This is a genomic window from Terrabacter aerolatus (genome assembly GCF_007991735.1).
GTDB lineage: Bacteria > Actinomycetota > Actinomycetes > Actinomycetales > Dermatophilaceae > Terrabacter > Terrabacter aerolatus.
Genome location: NZ_BJYX01000004.1, coordinates 172,249 through 190,736, shown reverse-complemented (window position 1 = coordinate 190,736; position 18,488 = coordinate 172,249). Strand labels below are relative to the sequence as shown.

Here is an 18,488-nt window from a genome sequence, read left to right as displayed (position 1 = left end):
GACGGGCCCGTTCGTACCGACGACACCGGCGCAGGTCCCGTGGCTCGGCGAGAGCTCGAGCGTCGGTCACACGGATCGCCACCGCAGACCTCAGGCCCGTCGCGCCGTGCGGCCCGACGCCCTGATCCCGAGCTGTGAGAAGACGAGCGCGGTCGCCGCGACGACGGCGAGGAGCACGAGGCCGACGCCGTACTGGGGGAGCAGCTTCTCGTAGGTGGCGCCCAGCACGAGAGGTGGGAAGTACCCGCCGAGTCCGCCCGCGGCCCCGACGAGCCCGGTGACGCTGCCCACCCGCTTCGCCGGTGCCGCCTTGGCAACCCAGGCGAAGACGCCGCCGGTGCCGAGGCCGAGGAAGAAGGCGATGGCCACGAACGACAGGCCGGCGGGCAGCTCGAGCGGGGGCCGCAGGGCGAGCAGCACGGCCATGACGGTGGTGCCGGCGAGTGAGATCCCCAGGACGGTGCGCGGACCGATGCGGTCGCTGAGGGTGCCGCCGATCGGCCGTGCCAGCACGGCGGCGACAGCGAACCCGGCCGTGCGGGTACCGGCAGCCGTGAGGTCGAAGGAGTAGACGTCCTTGAGGTAGGTCGGCAGGTACGTGGAGAACGCGACGAAGCCACCGAAGGCGACGGCATACAGGAACGACATCTGCCACGTGATGGGCAGACGCAGAGCCGCGCCGAGCTTGGGCAGGACCGGGTCGGTGTTGGGGTGCCAGGCGGGGGAGTTGCGCATCCACGTCCAACAGATGGCGGCGGTCGCGGCCAGCGCCACCGCGAGCACGACGTGCGTCGTCGTGTAGCCGAACCACGTGACGAAGCGCGGCGTGAAGAAGGCCGACAACGCTGTCCCGCCCATGCCTGCCCCGAAGACGCCCGTCGCGAAGCCGCGCCGGTCGGCGTTGAACCACGCGTTGACGAAGGGGATCCCGATGGCGAACGTCGTGCCGGCGATGCCGAGGAAGAAACCGAAGAGGAGCATGAGCGGGAAGGAGTGTGCGTTGCCCGCGACGGCCACGAGCAGCACGAACGGGATGCTGGCGACCGTGAGGATCGGGAACATGACGCGTCCGCCGAACCGGTCGGTCAGGGCTCCCACCGGAATTCGACCGACGGAACCCACGAGCACGGGGGTGGCGACGAGGAGTGCCTTCTGGCTGCTGCTGAGGCCCATCTGCCCGGTGTAGCGCACCCCGAGCGGCCCGATGATGTTCCAGGCCCAGAAGGTGATGGTGAAGGCGAACAGGGCGAGCGCGAGGTTGCGGTTCTGACCGGACAGGTCGGACTCGGCACCGGCTCGAGAGGTGGCCGCGGTCTGGCTCATGGAGGCTCCTGGGTGAAGGGAATGGCTCAGTGACGTCGGTCGCGGTCGGTGGTGCCGACCCCACTCCAGCCGGGACGGGCCGCGCGGTTGCCGGAGGTCTGCCGGTCACGGGACCGGTAGACGATGTAGGGCCGGAAGAGGTAGTGCAGCGGCGCGGTGAAGGCGTGCACGAGCCGCGTGAACGGCCACAGCGCGAAGAGCAGCATCCCGACGATGGCGTGGACGTGGAACTGGATCGGTGCAGCGGCCATCGACGCGACATCCGGCCGAAGCAGGAACACCGATCGGAACCACGGCGAGACGGTCTCGCGGTAGTTGTGCGCGTCGCTGCCGGCGCCGACGCTGACCAGGGTCGTCCAGAGACCGAGCACGATGGCGGTGACGAGCAGGACGTACATCAGCTTGTCGTTCTTCGTGGTCGCCATGAAGACGGGGCCCGTCGTGCGCCGCCGGTAGACGAGGATGAGGATGCCGACGAGCGTGCAGACCCCCGCGAGACCACCGAAGAGCAGCGCGTTGAAGTGGTAGAGCCCCTCGCTGACGCCGACGGCGTCGGTCCACGACTCGGGGATGACGAGCCCGCCGACGTGCCCGAAGAAGACGAGCAGGATGCCGACGTGGAAGAGCGGCGAGCCGATGCGCAGCAGCCGCGACTCGTAGAGCTGCGACGAGCGGGTCGTCCACCCGAACTTGTCGTAGCGGTAGCGCCAGACCGTGCCGCCGACGAGGCTCGCGACGCACAGGTAGGGGAGCACGCCCCACAGGAAAGTGTTCATGAAGGCGCCCGAGAGGCGACGCCCGGCGAGACCGGTTGCAGCGGAAGGAGCCTCGGGTCGTAGGGCTCCAGTCCGACCGCCTCGGTCGGGTGGGGGCCGGTCATCCCGACCATCTCCATGACCGCAGCACGATCGGGTGGCGACTCCCCGGGAAGTGTCGCGCACACGGCGACGACGGCACCGGCATACGCGCTCTGCTTCTCCTGCAAGGCGATCCGCAACAGCTCGAGGCTCGCACGGTACTCCTGGAGGATGGCGCGGCCCGCATCGGCATCCACCCGCGCGGTGAACTCGAGGACCATCGGGAGGTAGTCGGGCAGCTCTCCGTGGGTGTCGACGACGGCGCCACTGCTGCGGTATGCCGTCTTGAACCGTCCCAGGACCTCACCGCGCCGCCGGGTGTCCCCGTCGGTCCAGTAGGACAGGTAGAGCGCGTGCTTGCGACTGAGGTCGAAGGTGTCGACGTAGGTGCGCTGGAGGTCAGCGAGCGTGCCGGAGCCGAGATGCTCCAGAAGGCTCGAGAGCCGGCTCGCAGCGAGCGGGTCGTCCTGCTCGGACAAGGCCTGACGCATCCCCGGAACGGCGGCGACGAGATCCGCGTCGGGGTAGTCGAGGCACCGCCCTGCCACGAGGTGCACGACGCGGTCGTCGCTGGTCCGCGGCGCACGGCGGCGGAGCCCGATCATCGCGTCCCCTCCGTCGTGGCCGTGTCGGGCGGCCCGTCGGACGAGCCACCCGGGAACAGACCGTCGGGGGCACCGTTGCCGTCCCAGTTGAGCAGGTTGACACGGCCACGCAGCCCACCGCTCGGGGTGGTCGTCATCGCGGAGTCGGACGTCTGCCTCTGCTTCAGGGCGTTGAACGTCTCCACGGCCACAGGCGCCGGTCGCCCGCTCGCCTCGCCGAACGGGCCGGACTCGTACATCCCCGGCCCCTCGTCGAAGTCGAGCGAGCAGCCGATCTCCTCGAGCTCGTGGGCGCGCTCGACGTGGGCGGTCGGGATGACGTAGCGGTCGGCATACTTCGCGATCGCCATGAGGCGGTACATCTCGTAGAGCGTCTCCTCGCTCATGCCGACGGCCTCCGGGATCGCGGGGTCGCCGTCACGGCCCAGCGACACGTCGCGCATGTAGGCGCGCATCGCGGCGAGCTTCTGCAGCACGCCCGTGATGATGTCGGTGCGCCCGGCGGTGAAGAGCTCGGCGAGGTAGTCGACGGGGATGCGCAGCGCCTCGATCGCCCCGAAGAGCACGGTGCGGTCCTCGGCGTCGTGACCCTGCGACGACAGCACGTCGACGATCGGCGAGAGCGGCGGGACGTACCAGACCATCGGCATCGTCCGGTACTCCGGGTGCAGTGGCAGGGCCACCCGGTAGGTCTTGGCGAGCGCGTAGACCGGCGAGCGCCGCGCCGCGTCCATCCAGTCGTCCGGTATGCCGTCACGCCGAGCCGCCGCGATCACCTCGGGGTCGCTCGGGTCGAGCAGGAGGTCGAGCTGCGCCTCGTAGAGGTCGCCCTCGTCCGGGGTCGCCGCAGCGGCCGTGACCCGGTCGGCGTCGTAGAGGAAGAGGCCGAGGTAGCGCAGCCGTCCGACACACGTCTCGGAGCAGACCGTCGGCAGCCCCACCTCGACGCGGGGGTAGCAGAAGGTGCACTTCTCGGCCTTGCCGCTCTTGTGGTTGAAGTAGATCTTCTTGTACGGGCATCCGGTGATGCACTGCCTCCAGCCGCGGCACCGGTCCTGGTCGACGAGGACGATGCCGTCCTCCTCGCGCTTGTAGATCGCGCCGGAGGGGCACGACGCCATGCACGACGGGTTGAGGCAGTGCTCGCAGATGCGCGGGAGGTAGAACATGAAGGTCTTCTCGAGCTCGAACCTGACCTTCTCCTCCGAGTCGCGACGCACCGAGGCGTTGAGCTTGGCGACGATCGGGTCGAGGTGGCCCATCTCGCTCGAGCCACCGAGGTTGTCGTCCCAGTTGGCCGACCACGTGATCTTCGTGTTCTCGCCGGTGATGAGCGACTTGGGCCGGGCGACGGGGAAGTCGTCGCCCAGCGGGGCCTCGATGAGGGTCTGGTAGTCGTAGGTCCAGGGCTCGTAGTAGTCGGCGAGCTTGGGCTGCACCGGGCTTGCGAAGATGCCGAGGAGCTTCTGCACCCTGCCACCGGCCTTGAGCTTGAGGTTGCCCCGGTGCGTGAGGGTCCAGCCGCCCTTCCACGTCTCCTGGTCCTCGTAGCGGCGCGGATAGCCCTGCCCCGGCCGGGTCTCGACGTTGTTGAACCAGACGTACTCGGTGCCGGCACGGTTGGTCCACGCCTGTTTGCACGTGACCGAGCACGTGTGGCACCCGATGCACTTGTCGAGGTTCATCACCATGCCCATCTGGGCCATGACTCGCATCAGTACGTCACCTCCTGGGAGCGCTTGCGCACCGTCGAGACCATGTCGCGCTGGTTGCCGGTCGGCCCGAGGTAGTTGAACGCGTAGGACAGTTGGGCGTAGCCGCCGATGAGGTGCGTGGGCTTGACGAGCAGACGTGTCACCGAGTTGTGGATGCCCCCGCGGCGACCGGTCGTCTCCGACTTCGGGACGTCGATCGTGCGCTCCTGCGCGTGGTGGACGTAGACCACACCCTCGGGCATCCGGTGGCTCACGATGGCCCGCCCGACGAGCACACCGTTGGTGTTGAGGCACTCCACCCAGTCGTTGTCCGCGACGTCGATGGAGCCGGCGTCCTGCGGGCTCATCCACACCGTCGGGCCACCGCGTGAGAGCGAGAGCATGAGCAGGTTGTCCTGGTACTCCGAGTGGATCGACCACTTGGAGTGCGGCGTCAGGTAGCGAACGGTCACCTGCTTCGAGCCGTCGGGCCCCAGCTTCGGCTCGCCGAAGAGGCGGTGCATGTCGAGCGGTGGTCGATAGATCGGCAGCGCCTCGCCGAGGTCCTGCATCCAGTCGTGGTCGAGGTAGAAGTGCATCCGACCGGTCAGGGTGTGGAAGGGCTTGAGCCGCTCGATGTTGACCGTGAACGGTGCGTAGCGGCGGCCGCCGGTCTCGGAACCCGACCACTCCGGCGAGGTGATGACCGCGACCGGGGCGCCCTGCGTGTCGGCGAAGGTGACGTGCTTCTCCTCCGACCCCTCGGCGAGGTCGGCGAGCTTCTTGCCGACACGCTCCTCGAGGGTGCGGAAGCCCTGCACGGCCAAGTGGCCGTTCGTCGTGCCCGAGAAGGTGAGGATCGCCTCGGCCATCTTCGCGTCGGTGTCGATCGCCGGCCGGCCGTCGCCGGCGCCGCCGAGCATGACTCCGTTCTTGGCAGCAAGCCGGGCCACCTCCTCCCCGACCCGGTAGGTGACGTTCTTGACCGTGAAGCCGAGGCTGTCGGCGAGCGGGCCCACGGTGGCGAGCTTCTCGCTGATCGCGGTGTAGTCGCGCTCGACGAGCTGGAAGACCGGCATCGTCGTGCCGGGCGTGCCTGGCTGGCCCGTGGTGCGCCAGTCGATGGCACGTCCCCCGGGCTGCGCCGTCTCGCCCGGCGTGTCGTGCATGAGCGGCACGCTCACGAGGTCCTTGCGCACGCCGAGATGGGTGCGAGCCAGGTCCGACAGCTTCTCGGCGAGCAGGTGGAAGAGCTCGAAGTCGCTCTTGGCCTCCCACGGCGGGTCGATGGCCGGGGTGAAGGCGTGCACGAACGGGTGCATGTCGGTCGAGCTGAGGTCGTGCTTCTCGTACCACGTCGCCGCGGGCAGCACGATGTCGGAGAGCAGGGTCGTCGACGTCATGCGGAAGTCGGCGGAGAGCAGCAGGTCGAGCTTGCCCTCGGGCGCCTCGTCGTGCCACTTCACCTCGGACGGCTTCGGTGCGTTGGGGTTCTCGCTGCCCAGGACGTTGTGGTGCGTGCCGAGCAGGTTGCGCAGGAAGTACTCGTTGCCCTTGGCGGAGGAGCCCATCAGGTTGCTGCGCCAGAGCACCAGCGTGCGCGGCCAGTTCTCGGGCGCGTCGACGTCCTCGATCGCGGACGTGAGGGAGCCGTCGTGGAGGGCGCCGGCAACGTATGCCGCGGGGCTGGCAGCGGCTCCCGCGTCGACGGCGGCCTGGGCGTCCTCGGCCACCTGGAGCGGGTTCGTCCCGAACTGCGGGTAGAACGGCATCCAGCCCATCCGGGCGGACTGCGCGATGGTGTCGGCGGTGTGCTTGCCTGCCAGGTGCCCTCGGGCCAGGGGAGAGTTGAGCGAGTCGGCCGAGTAGCCGTCGTTGCGCCACTGGTCGGTGTGCATGTACCAGTAGGACGTTCCGGTCATGGTGCGCGGGGGGCGGCCCCAGTCGAGCGCATTGGCGAGGGAGATCCACCCCGTGATCGGCCGGCACTTCTCCTGGCCGACGTAGTGCGCCCAGCCGCCGCCATTGCGGCCCATGCAGCCGGTGAGGATGAGCAGCGAGAGGATCGCGCGATAGGTGGCATCGCCGTGGAACCACTGGCAGATGCCGGCGCCCATGATGATCATCGAGCGGCCCTGTGACTCCTCGGAGTTGGTCGCGAACTCGCGGGCGACGCGGATGCACTGCTCCGCAGGGACGCCGGTGATCTCCGCCTGCCACGCGGGCGTGTAGGGCTCGGAGACGTCGTCGTAGCCGGCGGGCCACGTACCCGGCAGACCCGGTCGTTCGACACCGTACTGCGCCAGCATCAGGTCGTAGACCGTCGTGACGAGGTGACCCCCGACCCGGCGCGCGGGCACGCCCCGGCGGAGCACCGACCCGGTGCCGTCCGGCTCGACGAAGGCCGGCAGCAGCACCTCGACCGGCTCGGCGCTGTCGCCGGCCATCGTCAGGGCCGGGTTCACGCCCTCGAGGTCGAGGTTCCACCGGCCCTTGCCTGAGTCGGCGTAACGAAAGCCCATCGAGCCGTTCGGCACCACCGGCTCTCCGGTCGTGACGTCGAGCAGCACTGTCTTCCAGGCCTCCTCGTCGGGAACTACAACGCCCGACTCGGCGAGGTCGGCCGCGGTGAGGAACTTGCCGGGCACGAGAGGTGCGGCACCAGCGGCCCCCGACGTCGCGGCATACCCCTCCTCGGGAGGCTCCAGACGGATGAGGAAGGGCAGGTCGCTGTAGGTGCGGACGTAGTCGGTGAAGAAGTCGACCTTCCGGTCGACGAAGTACTCCTTGAGCAGCACATGGCCCATGGCCATCGCGAGGGCCGCGTCGGTGCCTGCCTGCGCGCGCATCCACTCGTCGGCGAACTTCGTGTTGTCGGCGTAGTCGGGGCTGACCGTGACGACCTTGGTGCCGCGGTAGCGGACCTCCGCCATCCAGTGCGCGTCGGGCGTTCGTGTGACCGGGACGTTCGAGCCCCACATCATGAGATAGGTCGCGTCCCACCAGTCTCCCGACTCGGGCACGTCGGTCTGGTCCCCGAAGACCTGGGGGCTCGCGATCGGCAGGTCGGCGTACCAGTCGTAGAAGCTCGTCATGACGCCGCCGATGAGCTGGATGAAGCGGGTGCCGACACAGTGCGACACCATCGACATCGCGGGGATCGGCGAGAAGCCGGCGACCCGGTCGGGACCGTACTCCTTGATCGTGTGCACGTGGGCCGCCGCGGCGATCTCGACGGCCTCGCCCCACGAGGCCCGAACGAGTCCACCCTTCCCGCGGGCGCTCTGGTAGCGGCGCCGCTTCTCGGGGTCGGTCGTGATCTCGTGCCATGCCGCGACCGGGTCACCCAGCCGCGCCTTGGCCTCGCGGTACATCTCGAGCAGGACGCCACGCACGTAGGGGTAGCGCACACGGGTGGGGGAGTAGGTGTACCAGGAGAAGGCCGCGCCGCGTGGGCAGCCGCGAGGCTCGTACTCCGGCCGGTCCGGGCCCACCGAGGGGTAGTCGGTCTGCTGCGTCTCCCACGTGATGATCCCGTCCTTGACGTAGACCTTCCACGAGCAGGAGCCGGTGCAGTTGACGCCGTGGGTGGAGCGCACCACCTTGTCGTGGCTCCAGCGGTCCCGGTAGAAGACGTCTCCGGCCCGGCCTCCTTCGCGGAACACCGCGCGGCCGTCGTCGGACTCCTCCCACCGGGTGAAGAACCGTCCGATCTTGAGCAGGGCCGCAGAGGCCGGGCCGTCGACACCCCCGACGGCCTCGGTTCCGCCACGGCGGCGGGCGCTCACGGTCGAGCCGTAGACGGGACAGGACGGTGCAGAAGGGAGTGCACGGATCCTCCAAATCGGCGACGGAGATCATCCAAACCAAGCGGTGGCAACTCGGCCGAGGAGGGGTGGACGTGCCGCCGTCCCCTCGGATTGGCCCAACGTTACTGGTGCGAGTGAAGTTTGGCGCGGCAAACGCAGGTCCGGAGGGGCTGGATCGCGTCCTGCTGACTCGGGTCACGCCAATGGTCGCTATCCTCTAAATGAACGAAATGGAGGACCGGTGCCCGAGATCGACGACATCCTCACGTCACCCACGCGACGAGCCATCATCGAGCTGTTGCGGCGCGTGGGTACAGCGCACGATGAGGTGCCCGTGCCTTCGTCGGTGGGCGGGGCTCCGCACGAGCTCCCGGCACTCGGACTCGGCGCGAGTGAGACGGCCGACGCGCTGGGCCTTCACGTGACGACAGCTCGCTTCCACCTCGAGCGAATGGTCGCCGCCGGCGTCGTCACGACCACGCTGCGGCGCGGTTCGGTCGGACGTCCTCGCAAGCTCTACCTCGCCGCCGAGGATGCCGCCCCGTTGGCGACGCCAGAGGCTCTGGCGGCGTTCACGGAGCTGCTGACCAGTGCCTGGTCCGCCGCCTCGGACGGGTCGCCGACCGATCCCGAACACGCAGGGCGCAGGTGGGTCGAGGAGCACAGTGACGCGGTCGTCCCGCCGCCGGCCGCCAGCGCCGGCTCGTGGCTCGGCAAGGTCGGGGCGGCGGTCGACCTGCTCGAGGAATGGGGATACCAGCCAGAGCTGCGGACGGGCGCCGGCGGGCGCACCGTGGAGCTGACGCTCAGCGCGTGCCCCTTTCTCACGATGGCCCGGGCCCACCCCGACGTCGTCTGCGGCATCCACCGCGGACTCATCCTCGGGACCATGGCCGCCGTCGGTGAGCCCGGCTCGGAGGTGGAGCTGGAACCGTTCGTCACCGAGCGTTCCTGTGTCGCCCGGCTCACCACGACGGCCGCCTTCCGCAGGCCGGTCCATCGTTGAACCCACCGCCGGCTCTCGAACCGGCGTGCGGTCCGGGCGCATCGCTGGGTATGTCATCGTCGTGAGCGAGTCAACGACCGCCGGACGCCCCGAGGCCGAGCAGACGGGCGCGTCCAGGGCGTCGGTCGCACGTCGGCCTCACGGCCTCGACCTCGCGGTGGCGGTCGACCTCGTCATGATCGAGCGCGGACTCAGCGAGGACGAGGCCTACGAGCTCATGCGTCGGGGCGCGGAGAGGTCCGGTCGGGACCTCCGTTCGGTGGCCGACGACGTCATCGACCTGGGCACCTCGCGCCTGCCACGGTGACCGGCCCGCGCACTGACCCGCGCACTGGCCCGGACGTCGGGGCCAGGTGACGGCGCTGTCCGGCGGCTGGATGGCGGGTGGCTCCTAGAATGAAGGATCCGCCGGGGGCGTCTGCGGGATCTCGTCGTTGGCCACCGCCTCGACCCAGTCGACCCCGGCGTCGGACAGGGAGAGCCCGCGGTTCCCGTCGCGGTCGGCCCACCACGCATCGGCGCCCACGTGCCCCTCGACCCGGAGGATGTCCGCGACGACCGCGTCGGGCAGCGGCTCACCGTTGTGCGCGACGAGCCACTCGCGGGTCTCGGGACGCACCTGCGCCCACCACGTCTCCAGCGACATGTCACCACCGTCGCAGCAGTGGCCCGGCGCGTCGACCCTCAGGACGCCGTGCTGACCATGGGCGTCCGGGCGGTCAGCAACCACCGCACGGCGAGGCGCGCGAGGAGCAGGGTGATGATGAGCAGGGTCACGGAGAGGAAGCCGCCGAGGCTGACATGATCCCCGAAGAGGAGGTCGACGGCCTCGAGCACGACGAACTTGCTCCCCACCAGTACCGCCCAGAGCAGCAGCCCGGCTCCTGCCTTCCCGAGAGCGGTCCCGGCCGCGGTGAAGCGTGCCCGGACGCGCTTCTTCACGATGACCACGAGCTCGAGAACAGCCTTGAGCAGGACGGCCGTCAGCAGTGACAGCGTGAAGCTCTCGCTGATCACGGCGGGGAGGTACTCGACGAAGAGGTTGAGCACGACCACGTAGACGAAGACGTCGACCGCATCGACCGCGTCGACCAGGCGACCGACGGTCACGGACGGCGGTGGGGTGTCCTCGGCAGGCACACCGCCACTGTAGGACGGGTGTGGAGGCCGTGCCCGTGACATCGGAGCGGCCCGGTCGTTGGGCAGGGCAATCCGGACACGTCGCGGGGACGAAGCACGGATGCACGACCCACGAGCGTGACCTGCCCCACCCCGGCGACCCGGCCGCTCGTGCCGTTCCGAGAAGGGACCTGTCAATGACGACAACGCCCGACCAGTCACACCCCGGACGCCCCAGGCGAGACCCGGGCTCCCCACCGGACGGTGTGAGCCGCAGGAGCTTCCTCGGCTTCGTGATCGCCGGAACCACCCTCACCGTCGCGGCTGAGGTGGGAGGTGCGCCGCCGGCGTCGGCCGCCGTCCCCACGGCCCCCCAGGTCGCCGAGCTCTACGACCTCGGCGACCTCCAGACCCACTCCGCGCTGCCGACGTCGCAGCTCATCCGGATCACCGTCGACGACCACGGGCTGGCGCACTTCGCGATCCCTCGCATGGAGGTCGGCCAGGGCATCACGACGGCCGCGTCGATGATCATCGCCGACGAGCTGTCGATGCGTGTCGAGGACGTCCGCGTCACCCTGGCGCCCGCGCGCCCGGAGCTCGTCTTCAACCAGCTGACCGGCGGTTCCAACACGATGGAGTCGATGTTCACACCGATCCGCGTGGCCGCGGCCGTGGCTCGAGGCGCTCTGCTCCAGGCGGCGGCGACCGCGCTCGGCGCGACGGTGTCCTCGCTCGTCGTCAAGGGCGGCGTCGTGACCGCTCCCGACGGCAGCACCCGGACGTATGCCGCCCTGTCGGGGGCCGCTGCCAGCTCGACGACGACGGCCGTCCGCGTCGAGCTCGCGCCCACCAGCTCGTTCGACGTCGTCGGCACCCCGCGCGGCAGGGTCGACGCCCTCGAGGCGGTCACCGGGCGCAAGCGCTTCACGATGGACCTCGACGTTCCCGGTGCCCTGCCGACCATGGTGTGCCGGCCGCCGACGCTCAACGGCTCTCCCCGGAGCGTCGACAACCTCTCCGCGGTCCGGGCGATGCCGGGGGTCACCGACGTCGTGGTCGTCGACACCGGGGTCGCGGTGCGCGCCGAGACGTTCGGCCAGTGCATCGACGCCGTCCGTGCCCTGCGGGTGACATGGGCGGGTGGCCCCGTCGAGGGCGAGTCCGACGACACCGTGCTGAACCGCCTCAAGGCCGCCGAGCTGCCCATGGCCGTGCCGAAGGTGCCGCTGCTGACCCAGACCGTCGACATGAGGTTCGAGTTCATGTTCCGCAGCAGCGCGGCGCTCGAGCCCAACTGCGCCATCGCCGACGTCCGCGACGACCACGCCACCGTCTGGGCCGGCCTCAAGGCGCCGATCGTCGCCCAACGCAACATCGCCAAGGCGCTCGGCCTGCCGATCGCCCAGGTCGCGGTCAACGTCGTGACGGGCGGAGGGTCCTTCGGGCACAAGCTCTTCGGTGACGCCGCGATCGAGGCGGCCACGATCTCGCGGGCCATGGGCAAGCCGGTGAAGCTCATGTGGCACCGGGCTGACGAACCCCGCCAGGGACGCACGCACCCCATGGCGACCTCACGCATCCGGGCCACGCTCCTCGCGGGGGAGGTGCTCACCTTCGAGCAGCGCCACACCAGTGTCCGGACGGACTTCTCGCACGGCCTGGGGGAGCGGCTCACCGCGATGGCGGCGGAGCTGCCCGCCGGTCTGGGCAATCTCGGGCTGGCCGAGTCCATCTTCACGCTGACCCAGGAGCTGCCCTACGACTTCGGGGTCGTGACCCAGCTGCTCGACGAGGTCGACATGGGCTTCAACACCGGCAGCATGCGCAACATCTACTCGCCCGACGTCGCCTGCGCCAACGAGCTGTTCATCGACCAGCTCGCACGGAAGATGCGCAAGGACCCCCTGGCCTTCCGCCTGGCCTTCCTGCGCAGCGAGCGCGTCAAGGCCTGCCTGCGCAAGGTCGCCGAGGTGGGCCAGTGGGGACGCGCGATGCCGACCGGCACGGCCCAGGGCATCGCCGTCCACTCGGAGTACAAGGGCGCCACGGCGGTCCTCGTCGAGATCGACTGTCGTCCGGAGACCGTCGGCCGGCAGGTCCGCGACGCCGTGACCGGGCCGCGCGTCACCCGGGCGGTCATCGCGATCGACGCGGGGCTCGTCGTCAACCCGCTCGGTCTGGAGGCCCAGATGATGGGTGGCGTCTCCGACGGCATCGCCCTGGCGCTGACGAGCAGCAACCACCTCGTCGACGGTCACTTCCTCGAGGCCAGCTGGGACAACTACTTCTACACCCGACAGTGGAACGTCCCGCCGAGCTTCGAGTGCGTCGTCATGCCCTCGGACGCCTCGCTGCCGGGCGGGGCCGGCGAGGCCGGTGTCGCGGCCTCGGTCGCGGCGACCGCCTGCGCCTACGCGCGAGCGACGGGCACCGTCCCGACCCGGTTCCCGGTCAACCACGGGACCGTGTCGTTCACGCCCAAGACCTTCGTCCCCCCGGTGCCGCCGTCGCCCACCGACGGCCTGGCCCACACCTACTGAGGAGCATCCCCATGGCACAGCACACCTTCCGGGTGAACGGCGAGGCCGTCACCGTCGACGTCGCCGACGACGTCAGGCTCCTCTGGGTCCTGCGCGACGTCCTCGGCATCACCGGGCCCAAGTACGGGTGCGGGATCAACGTCTGCAAGGCCTGCACCTCGCACATCAACGGCAAGGCCTTCAACCCGTGCTCGGTCCAGGTCAAGGACGTCGGCCCCGACGACGAGATCACGACCATCGAGGGGCTGCCCGACACGGTCGGCGCCGACCTGCACCCCATGCAGGAGGCGTGGCTGGAGCGCGACGTCGCCCAGTGCGGCTACTGCCAGCCCGGCCAGATCATGGCCGCGGTCGCGCTCGTGCACCAGGTGCAGGCCGGGGGCCGCCAGATCACCGATGACGACCTGGACGGCATACGCAACGTCTGTCGGTGCGGCACGTACAACCGGATCAGGGAGGCCGTGCGCGACGGAGCCGCCCGGATGTGACTCCCTCTCCCGGTCGCCACGAGGGCCTCCGCTTGTCGTCCCTTGCAACTTTCTTGAGACTTTCTTGCAGAAATCGGGCATTGGGGATGAATCGATCGAACCGGACTGGTACACCTGTTCCCGGGACACCGGCCACTGGGTTGAGCCGGGTGCTACGACCAGGGAGACCTCGATGAGCGCAATGACGCCGGGCGACGACGAGACCAGCGCGACCGTGATGACGGGCACCGAGCGAGCAGCGATGCTCGAGCGCCTCGTGCAGGCCTGCACCACCAGCGTCGTCGCTCCCGTCGGTGCGTCGCGGAACCGCGCGGGGCACTCCACGCGTTCACTGGTCATGTGGCGTTGCCCGTGACGGTCTGACCGTCACCGGACCACCCGCATCACACGAGCACCCCGCCGGCCGCGGCGCCCCGCCCCAATGATCTGAGGGCATGGCCACCCGAACGCGGCCGGTGGGGGCTCGAGCGAGGTCCGCGCGGACGCGTCCGGTGCCTGGGCGCGGATGACGCCCGGGTCAGAGCTGGCGGCTGCTGAGCACCGACGAACGGTCGATCTTGAGGATGCCGCCGTCCTCGACGAGGGTGTAGGAGGTCCGTTCCTCGAAGCGCCGGCCGTCGGAGAAGGCGTATCGGAGCGTGGCCACGACCGAGCCCGGAGCAGACCCGGTGGCCTGGGTGACCTGGACCGAGTCGACCGAGGCCCAGAAGCGGTCATAGGTCGAGCGGCTCCCGGCAGTGGTCGACCGGTAGTGGTCGGTCAGTCGCGCCCAGCCGGCGGCGGTGTTGCCGGGCAGCAGGGCGTAGTAGTCGCGCACGGCGCGCGTCAGGTCGGCCGCGCTCGTGCCGGCCGGTGGCGCGGACGAGGTGGGCGGCGCAGGCGTCGTGGTCGGCCTCGTGGTCGGTCTCGAGGCCGTGGGCCGGCTCGTGGGGCTCGTGGACGGCGACGGCCGTGGGGCGGTCGACGTGCTGGGCGCCGCCGTGCTCGCCCGTGGCGTGGCGACCGACGTCGCCGGGGGACGGGCTGCCTGTCCGCTGGGGGCGGCACCGTCGCCCTGCAGCGCCCACACGACGAAGCCGAGGCCGACGAGGGCGACCAGCCCGACGAGCAGCACGAGCCCACGCCCGCGCCGGCGCGCATCGTCACGGGCCGCGGGGGTTCCGGGCGTGGCGGGCGGGGTCGTGGCGCCCGACGGGCGGGCGTATGCCGTGTCGTCGGCCGTGGCCGCCGGGACCAGGGGCGTCGTGGGTCGCGTCGGGGGGCCCTGGACGGCCCGGGGTCCACCCCCGTCGCCCGTCGCGGGGGACGGGGCCGGGCCGCCGGCGCCGGGGGATGGCGCGGGGAGCGCCGCCGCACCGGCCGCCGGGAGCACCCGGGTGCGGTCGGGGCGACCTGCCGGTGCGCCCGTGGCCGCTCCGGGGCCGCCGGTCGCGGCGATCTCGGCGAGCTCGGCCGACACGTCCCGCATCGACGGTCGGTCCGCGGGGTCGGCCGCCAGCATGGCGCCGAGGACGCCGGCCAGCGGTCCGTCCGAGGGTGGCGTGATGGACCCGGAGGCGACCCGGTGCAGCAGCGCCATGGCGTTGTCGCCCGTGCCGAAGGGCGGCGCTCCCTCGACGGCGGCGTAGAGCGTCGCGCCGAGGGAGAACACGTCGGACGCGGCGCTCGACGAGGTGCCGCGCGCCACCTCCGGCGCGAGGTAGGCGGGCGTGCCGGTGACCATCCCCGTCGAGGTCAGGGACGCGTCACCGAGTGCGTGCGAGATGCCGAAGTCGGTGATGCGGGCCGTGCCGTCGTCGGCGATGAGGACGTTGCCGGGCTTGACGTCCCGGTGGACGATGTCCGCGCGGTGCGCTGCTGCGAGGGCGGACGCCAGCTCCGCACCGACCTTCGCCACCTCACGCGCCGGGAGCGGTCCCCGCTCGGTGAGCACCGCCTGGAGGCTGCGGGACGGGAGGTACTGCATGACCAGGCAGGGGGCGCCGTCGTGGTCCACGACGTCGAAGACGGGCACGGCGTTGGGGTGGTGCAGCCGCGCCGTGATGCGCGCCTCGCGCATGGCGCGGTCCTGCGCGACGCGGGCCTCGTCCTCGGGGAGGCCGACGGGCGAGTGCAGCTGCTTGACGGCCACGGCGCGGTTGAGGCGCTCGTCCCAGGCCAGCCACACGTGGCCCATCCCGCCGGCGCCGATCCGGTTCATCAACCGGTAGCGCGCAGCGATGAGGACCGGCTGCTCGTCCACCATCCTCGACTCCCTCCGGAGCGTGCTCGGGTTGCCTCTGGTCCGCACGGCTCTCACCGCCGCGGGCGCGGTCGTCAGGTCGTCGGGTCGTCTCTGCCGACCGTCGCGCAGGAGTCGGCGCCCGGGTGGCTCGTACCCAGACCGGCGCCCCATGCTGCCACTGCCGCCGGGGTCCCGGTGACCCGGCCCCGTCCCGGCCCCGTCCCGGTCACGTCTCGGTGCGGGCGCACAGCCCACTGGGTACGCGTGGGGCATGGCAGCAGCAGACGACCACGCGCGCGACTCGGTCCGCGATCCCCTGGAGACGACGGACGATGTCGGCCGCCACAGCGAGCAGCACCCTGGGCACCGGGAGCAGCGCGGACCCCGCCGGGACGGGGCGGCCCCGGACGCGGAACCCGAGAGCCCGACCGACCTGCCGCGGGCGTCGCTCGTCGCCGTGCTCAAGCGGGCGCGCGCCGAGTTCAAGCGGGACAACCTGACCGACCTGGCCGCCTCGCTGACGTACTACGGACTGCTGTCCATCGCACCGGCGCTCGTCGTGCTCGTCGCCGCGCTCGGCCTGCTCGGCCGGGACGCCACCTCGCAGGTGGTCAGCCAGGTCCAGGCCATCGCCCCCGGCTCGAGCGCGGACTTCGTGCGGACCCTCATCGCCCAGGCGCAGGCCAACCGGACCGGCGCCGGACTCGGAGCGGTCCTCGGCCTGCTCGTGGCACTGTGGTCGGCGTCGGGCTACGTCTCCGCGTTCATGCGCGCCTCGAACGTCATCTACGACATCCCCGAGGGCCGCCCGATCTGGAAGACCGTGCCGATCCGGGTGGGAGTGACCCTCTTCGCGGTCGTCGTCATGATCATCAGCGCCGTCATCGTCGTGGTCAGCGGCCCGGTCGCCCAGCAGGTCGGCGGTCTCGTCGGCGCCGGCGACACCTCGCTGCTCGTCTGGGGGGTGCTCAAGTGGCCGGTCCTGCTCGTGCTCGTGTCGGTCCTCTTCGCGGTGCTCTTCTGGGCGAGCCCCAACGCGAAGCAGGGCGGGGTGAAGTGGGTCAGCCCCGGTGGCGTCATCGCCGTCGTCATCTGGCTCGTCGTCTCGGGACTCTTCGCCGTCTACGTGGCCTTCTTCTCGTCGTACAACAAGACCTACGGCTCGCTGGCCGGTGTCGTCGTCTTCCTCGTCTGGCTGTGGCTGACGAACATCGCGATCCTGCTCGGCGCCGAGGTCAACGCCGAGCTCGACCGCAGCCGGGCCATCGCCCAGGGCGTGCCCGAGGACCTCGAACCCTTCGCCGAGCCGCGTGACACGCGAGCCATGGACGACGTGGACCGGCGTGCGGCCGCCGAGGCAGCCGAGCGGCGGTCGGTCTGAGCGCCACGGGCCTAGGCTGGGCACGTGGGAGACGCGGCATGCGCCCCGCTCGACGGGTCGGCATCGTGCGGGGGCGGCGGCTCGTGAGCCAGTGGCAGGACGACACGAGACAGCGCATCCATGCGCTGGGTCGGGCGATGCGTCAGGCCGGACCCGAGCGCGACGCCCTCCTCCTGCTCGTCAAGGCCGCCGTCGCCACCGTGCTCGCCTGGCAGTTCGCCGTCCGGCTGCTGCACAGCCCGGTACCGTTCTACGCGCCGATGGCGGCGCTCCTCGTCGTCGACCGCACGATGGTGAGGTCCCTGTCGGCGAGCGCGCAGCGCATCGCGGCGGTCGTCCTCGGCCTCAGCGTCGCCTGGGTCGTCGCGACCGTCTTCGGCGTCTACTGGTGGACGATGTTCGGCGTCATCCTCGTCGCCCTCGTCATCGGGCGCTGGTCCCGGCTCGGCGACCACGGGATCCAGGTCCCCGCTATGGTGCTGCTGTCGCTCATCACCGCCAAGGGGACGAACGCGCAGTTCACCTACCTCACCATCGTCGAGACGATCGCGGGCGGCGTCATCGGCGTGGCCACCAACGCGATCGTCCTCGCCCCCCTGCACCTGACCAAGCCCCGCCAGCGGGTCTCGGCGCTGGCCCGGCAGGTCCGCGAGCTCCTCGACGAGATGGCCGAGGGACTGAGAGGTGACTGGGACACCAGGTCCGCCAACCGGTGGTACCGCCGCGGGAGCGAGATCGCGGACCGGGCGCCGTTCGTGCTCGAGGACATCCGCACCGGCCGGGAGAGCATGCGCTTCAACCTGCGCGACAACATCCGACCGGCCGACGTCGACTGGGAGGGCTACGAGCACACGGTGACCACGCTGCGCCGCACCCTGTGGCAGGCGACGGGGATCGCGCGGACGCTCGTCGACGCCGCCGACGAGAGCCGGCACCAGCCGACGCCGTCGGAGTCGTTCCTCGTCGAGTACGCCGACGCCCTCTCGGGACTGGCCGAGGCCGTGTCCCAGTTCGGGCGCCACGACGACGCCGCCGCGGCCGCGTTCGACGCCGGCATCGCCAAGGCGTCCCGCGTCCTGACGAAGCTGAGGGAGGAGGTGCGCACGACTCCGCTCGACGACCCCGACGAGTGGCCGGTCTACGGTTCCCTCATCAGCGACTCCCTCCGGGCGATCGGCGAGCTCGAGTCAGCTCGGGACTCCGCCGTGGTGCCCAGCGACACCGGAGCGCTGCGCCTGCCCCCGACCTCGTCACCCGTCTGGGCGCGTCTGCGCCGGCACGGTCGCGGACGTCAGGCGGATCACACTCCACGCTGAGGTGCGGCGCATGACCCGGGGCGGCTCGACCTCGTTACCAGGGCGCCACCACGTGCCGTCCTCCCGGAAGGCCCCGTTGCCGTTGCCGCTGCCGGTGTCGTGACCGGGATCCCGCCACGTGGC

15 protein-coding genes are annotated in these 18,488 nt (G+C 70.8%); 7 read left to right on the top strand and 8 right to left on the bottom strand.

Going from position 1 to position 18,488, the window contains the following annotated elements; genetic code table 11:
* Positions 1–90: 90 nt before the first annotated feature.
* From TAE01_RS06045 to TAE01_RS06025, 5 genes are read right to left on the bottom strand one after another with little or no spacing between them, the layout of a single operon-like run.
* Positions 91–1,323, bottom strand: coding sequence for an MFS transporter (locus tag TAE01_RS06045; protein WP_147064441.1), 1,233 nt, complete (start codon positions 1,321–1,323; stop codon positions 91–93).
* 26 nt (positions 1,324–1,349) lie between these two features.
* Positions 1,350–2,099 (bottom strand): respiratory nitrate reductase subunit gamma, encoded by a 750-nt coding sequence (narI, locus tag TAE01_RS06040; RefSeq protein ID WP_147064439.1) that lies wholly within the window; start codon positions 2,097–2,099, stop codon positions 1,350–1,352.
* On the bottom strand, positions 2,096–2,785 hold the full coding sequence (narJ, locus tag TAE01_RS06035; RefSeq protein ID WP_147064437.1) for a nitrate reductase molybdenum cofactor assembly chaperone: 690 nt from the start codon (positions 2,783–2,785) through the stop codon (positions 2,096–2,098). The genes narI and narJ overlap by 4 nt, the downstream gene beginning before the upstream one ends.
* Complete coding sequence (gene narH / locus TAE01_RS06030; RefSeq protein WP_147064430.1) at positions 2,782–4,500, bottom strand: nitrate reductase subunit beta; 1,719 nt, start codon at positions 4,498–4,500, stop codon at positions 2,782–2,784. Before narH ends, narJ begins: the two co-directional genes overlap by 4 nt.
* On the bottom strand, positions 4,500–8,267 hold the full coding sequence (locus TAE01_RS06025; RefSeq protein WP_147064428.1) for a nitrate reductase subunit alpha: 3,768 nt from the start codon (positions 8,265–8,267) through the stop codon (positions 4,500–4,502). Before TAE01_RS06025 ends, narH begins: the two co-directional genes overlap by 1 nt.
* A 355-nt stretch (positions 8,268–8,622) precedes the next feature.
* Here TAE01_RS06025 and TAE01_RS06020 point away from each other — a divergent pair, with 355 nt between their 5' ends.
* The gene (locus tag TAE01_RS06020) at positions 8,623–9,294 is read left to right on the top strand and encodes a helix-turn-helix transcriptional regulator (protein ID WP_147064426.1); all 672 of its coding nucleotides are present in this window, start codon (positions 8,623–8,625) and stop codon (positions 9,292–9,294) included.
* 61 nt (positions 9,295–9,355) lie between these two features.
* Complete coding sequence (locus TAE01_RS06015) at positions 9,356–9,601, top strand: ANTAR domain-containing protein (protein WP_147064424.1); 246 nt, start codon at positions 9,356–9,358, stop codon at positions 9,599–9,601.
* A gap of 84 nt (positions 9,602–9,685) precedes the next feature.
* On the opposite strand, the gene TAE01_RS06010 is transcribed toward TAE01_RS06015, so the two are convergent.
* Positions 9,686–9,940 (bottom strand): hypothetical protein, encoded by a 255-nt coding sequence (locus TAE01_RS06010; RefSeq protein ID WP_147064422.1) that lies wholly within the window; start codon positions 9,938–9,940, stop codon positions 9,686–9,688.
* Positions 9,941–9,978: 38 nt separating this feature from the next.
* The gene (locus TAE01_RS06005) at positions 9,979–10,434 is read right to left on the bottom strand and encodes a hypothetical protein (protein WP_246111169.1); all 456 of its coding nucleotides are present in this window, start codon (positions 10,432–10,434) and stop codon (positions 9,979–9,981) included.
* A gap of 245 nt (positions 10,435–10,679) precedes the next feature.
* Between TAE01_RS06005 and TAE01_RS06000 the strand changes: the two genes are divergently transcribed.
* The 3 genes from TAE01_RS06000 (at position 10,680) to TAE01_RS05990 (ending at position 13,799) form a co-directional block, all read left to right on the top strand.
* Positions 10,680–12,956: a molybdopterin cofactor-binding domain-containing protein gene (locus TAE01_RS06000; protein ID WP_147064421.1), complete on the top strand. Its 2,277-nt coding sequence runs from the start codon at positions 10,680–10,682 to the stop codon at positions 12,954–12,956.
* A gap of 11 nt (positions 12,957–12,967) precedes the next feature.
* Positions 12,968–13,444: a (2Fe-2S)-binding protein gene (locus TAE01_RS05995; RefSeq protein ID WP_147064419.1), complete on the top strand. Its 477-nt coding sequence runs from the start codon at positions 12,968–12,970 to the stop codon at positions 13,442–13,444.
* A 172-nt stretch (positions 13,445–13,616) separates the two neighbouring features.
* The gene (locus TAE01_RS05990) at positions 13,617–13,799 is read left to right on the top strand and encodes a hypothetical protein (protein WP_147064417.1); all 183 of its coding nucleotides are present in this window, start codon (positions 13,617–13,619) and stop codon (positions 13,797–13,799) included.
* A 162-nt stretch (positions 13,800–13,961) separates the two neighbouring features.
* Here TAE01_RS05990 and TAE01_RS05985 read toward each other — a convergent pair whose 3' ends face one another.
* Complete coding sequence (locus TAE01_RS05985; protein ID WP_186815058.1) at positions 13,962–15,689, bottom strand: serine/threonine-protein kinase; 1,728 nt, start codon at positions 15,687–15,689, stop codon at positions 13,962–13,964.
* Positions 15,690–15,939: 250 nt separating this feature from the next.
* On the opposite strand from TAE01_RS05985, the gene TAE01_RS05980 reads away from it, so the two are divergent.
* Positions 15,940–17,049 carry a YihY/virulence factor BrkB family protein gene (locus TAE01_RS05980; RefSeq protein WP_147064413.1) on the top strand — a complete coding sequence of 370 codons (1,110 nt, stop codon included), beginning with the start codon at positions 15,940–15,942 and terminating at the stop codon, positions 17,047–17,049.
* 38 nt (positions 17,050–17,087) lie between these two features.
* The gene (locus TAE01_RS05975; RefSeq protein ID WP_147064411.1) at positions 17,088–18,365 is read left to right on the top strand and encodes an FUSC family protein; all 1,278 of its coding nucleotides are present in this window, start codon (positions 17,088–17,090) and stop codon (positions 18,363–18,365) included.
* The last annotated feature ends 123 nt before the right edge of the window (positions 18,366–18,488 follow it).

Excerpts from the sequence above, each read along its gene's own strand:
- TAE01_RS06045 (WP_147064441.1), bottom strand. The coding sequence starts at position 1,323 with ATGAGCCAGACCGCGGCCACCTCTCGAGCCGGTGCCGAGTCCGACCTG.
- TAE01_RS05975 (WP_147064411.1), top strand. The coding sequence starts at position 17,088 with ATGCGCCCCGCTCGACGGGTCGGCATCGTGCGGGGGCGGCGGCTCGTG.
- TAE01_RS05980 (WP_147064413.1), top strand. The coding sequence starts at position 15,940 with ATGGCAGCAGCAGACGACCACGCGCGCGACTCGGTCCGCGATCCCCTG.
- narI (WP_147064439.1), bottom strand. The coding sequence starts at position 2,099 with ATGAACACTTTCCTGTGGGGCGTGCTCCCCTACCTGTGCGTCGCGAGC.
- TAE01_RS06010 (WP_147064422.1), bottom strand. The coding sequence starts at position 9,940 with ATGTCGCTGGAGACGTGGTGGGCGCAGGTGCGTCCCGAGACCCGCGAG.
- narH (WP_147064430.1), bottom strand. The coding sequence starts at position 4,500 with ATGCGAGTCATGGCCCAGATGGGCATGGTGATGAACCTCGACAAGTGC.
- narJ (WP_147064437.1), bottom strand. The coding sequence starts at position 2,785 with ATGATCGGGCTCCGCCGCCGTGCGCCGCGGACCAGCGACGACCGCGTC.
- TAE01_RS05995 (WP_147064419.1), top strand. The coding sequence starts at position 12,968 with ATGGCACAGCACACCTTCCGGGTGAACGGCGAGGCCGTCACCGTCGAC.
- TAE01_RS05990 (WP_147064417.1), top strand. The coding sequence starts at position 13,617 with ATGAGCGCAATGACGCCGGGCGACGACGAGACCAGCGCGACCGTGATG.
- TAE01_RS05985 (WP_186815058.1), bottom strand. The coding sequence starts at position 15,689 with ATGGTGGACGAGCAGCCGGTCCTCATCGCTGCGCGCTACCGGTTGATG.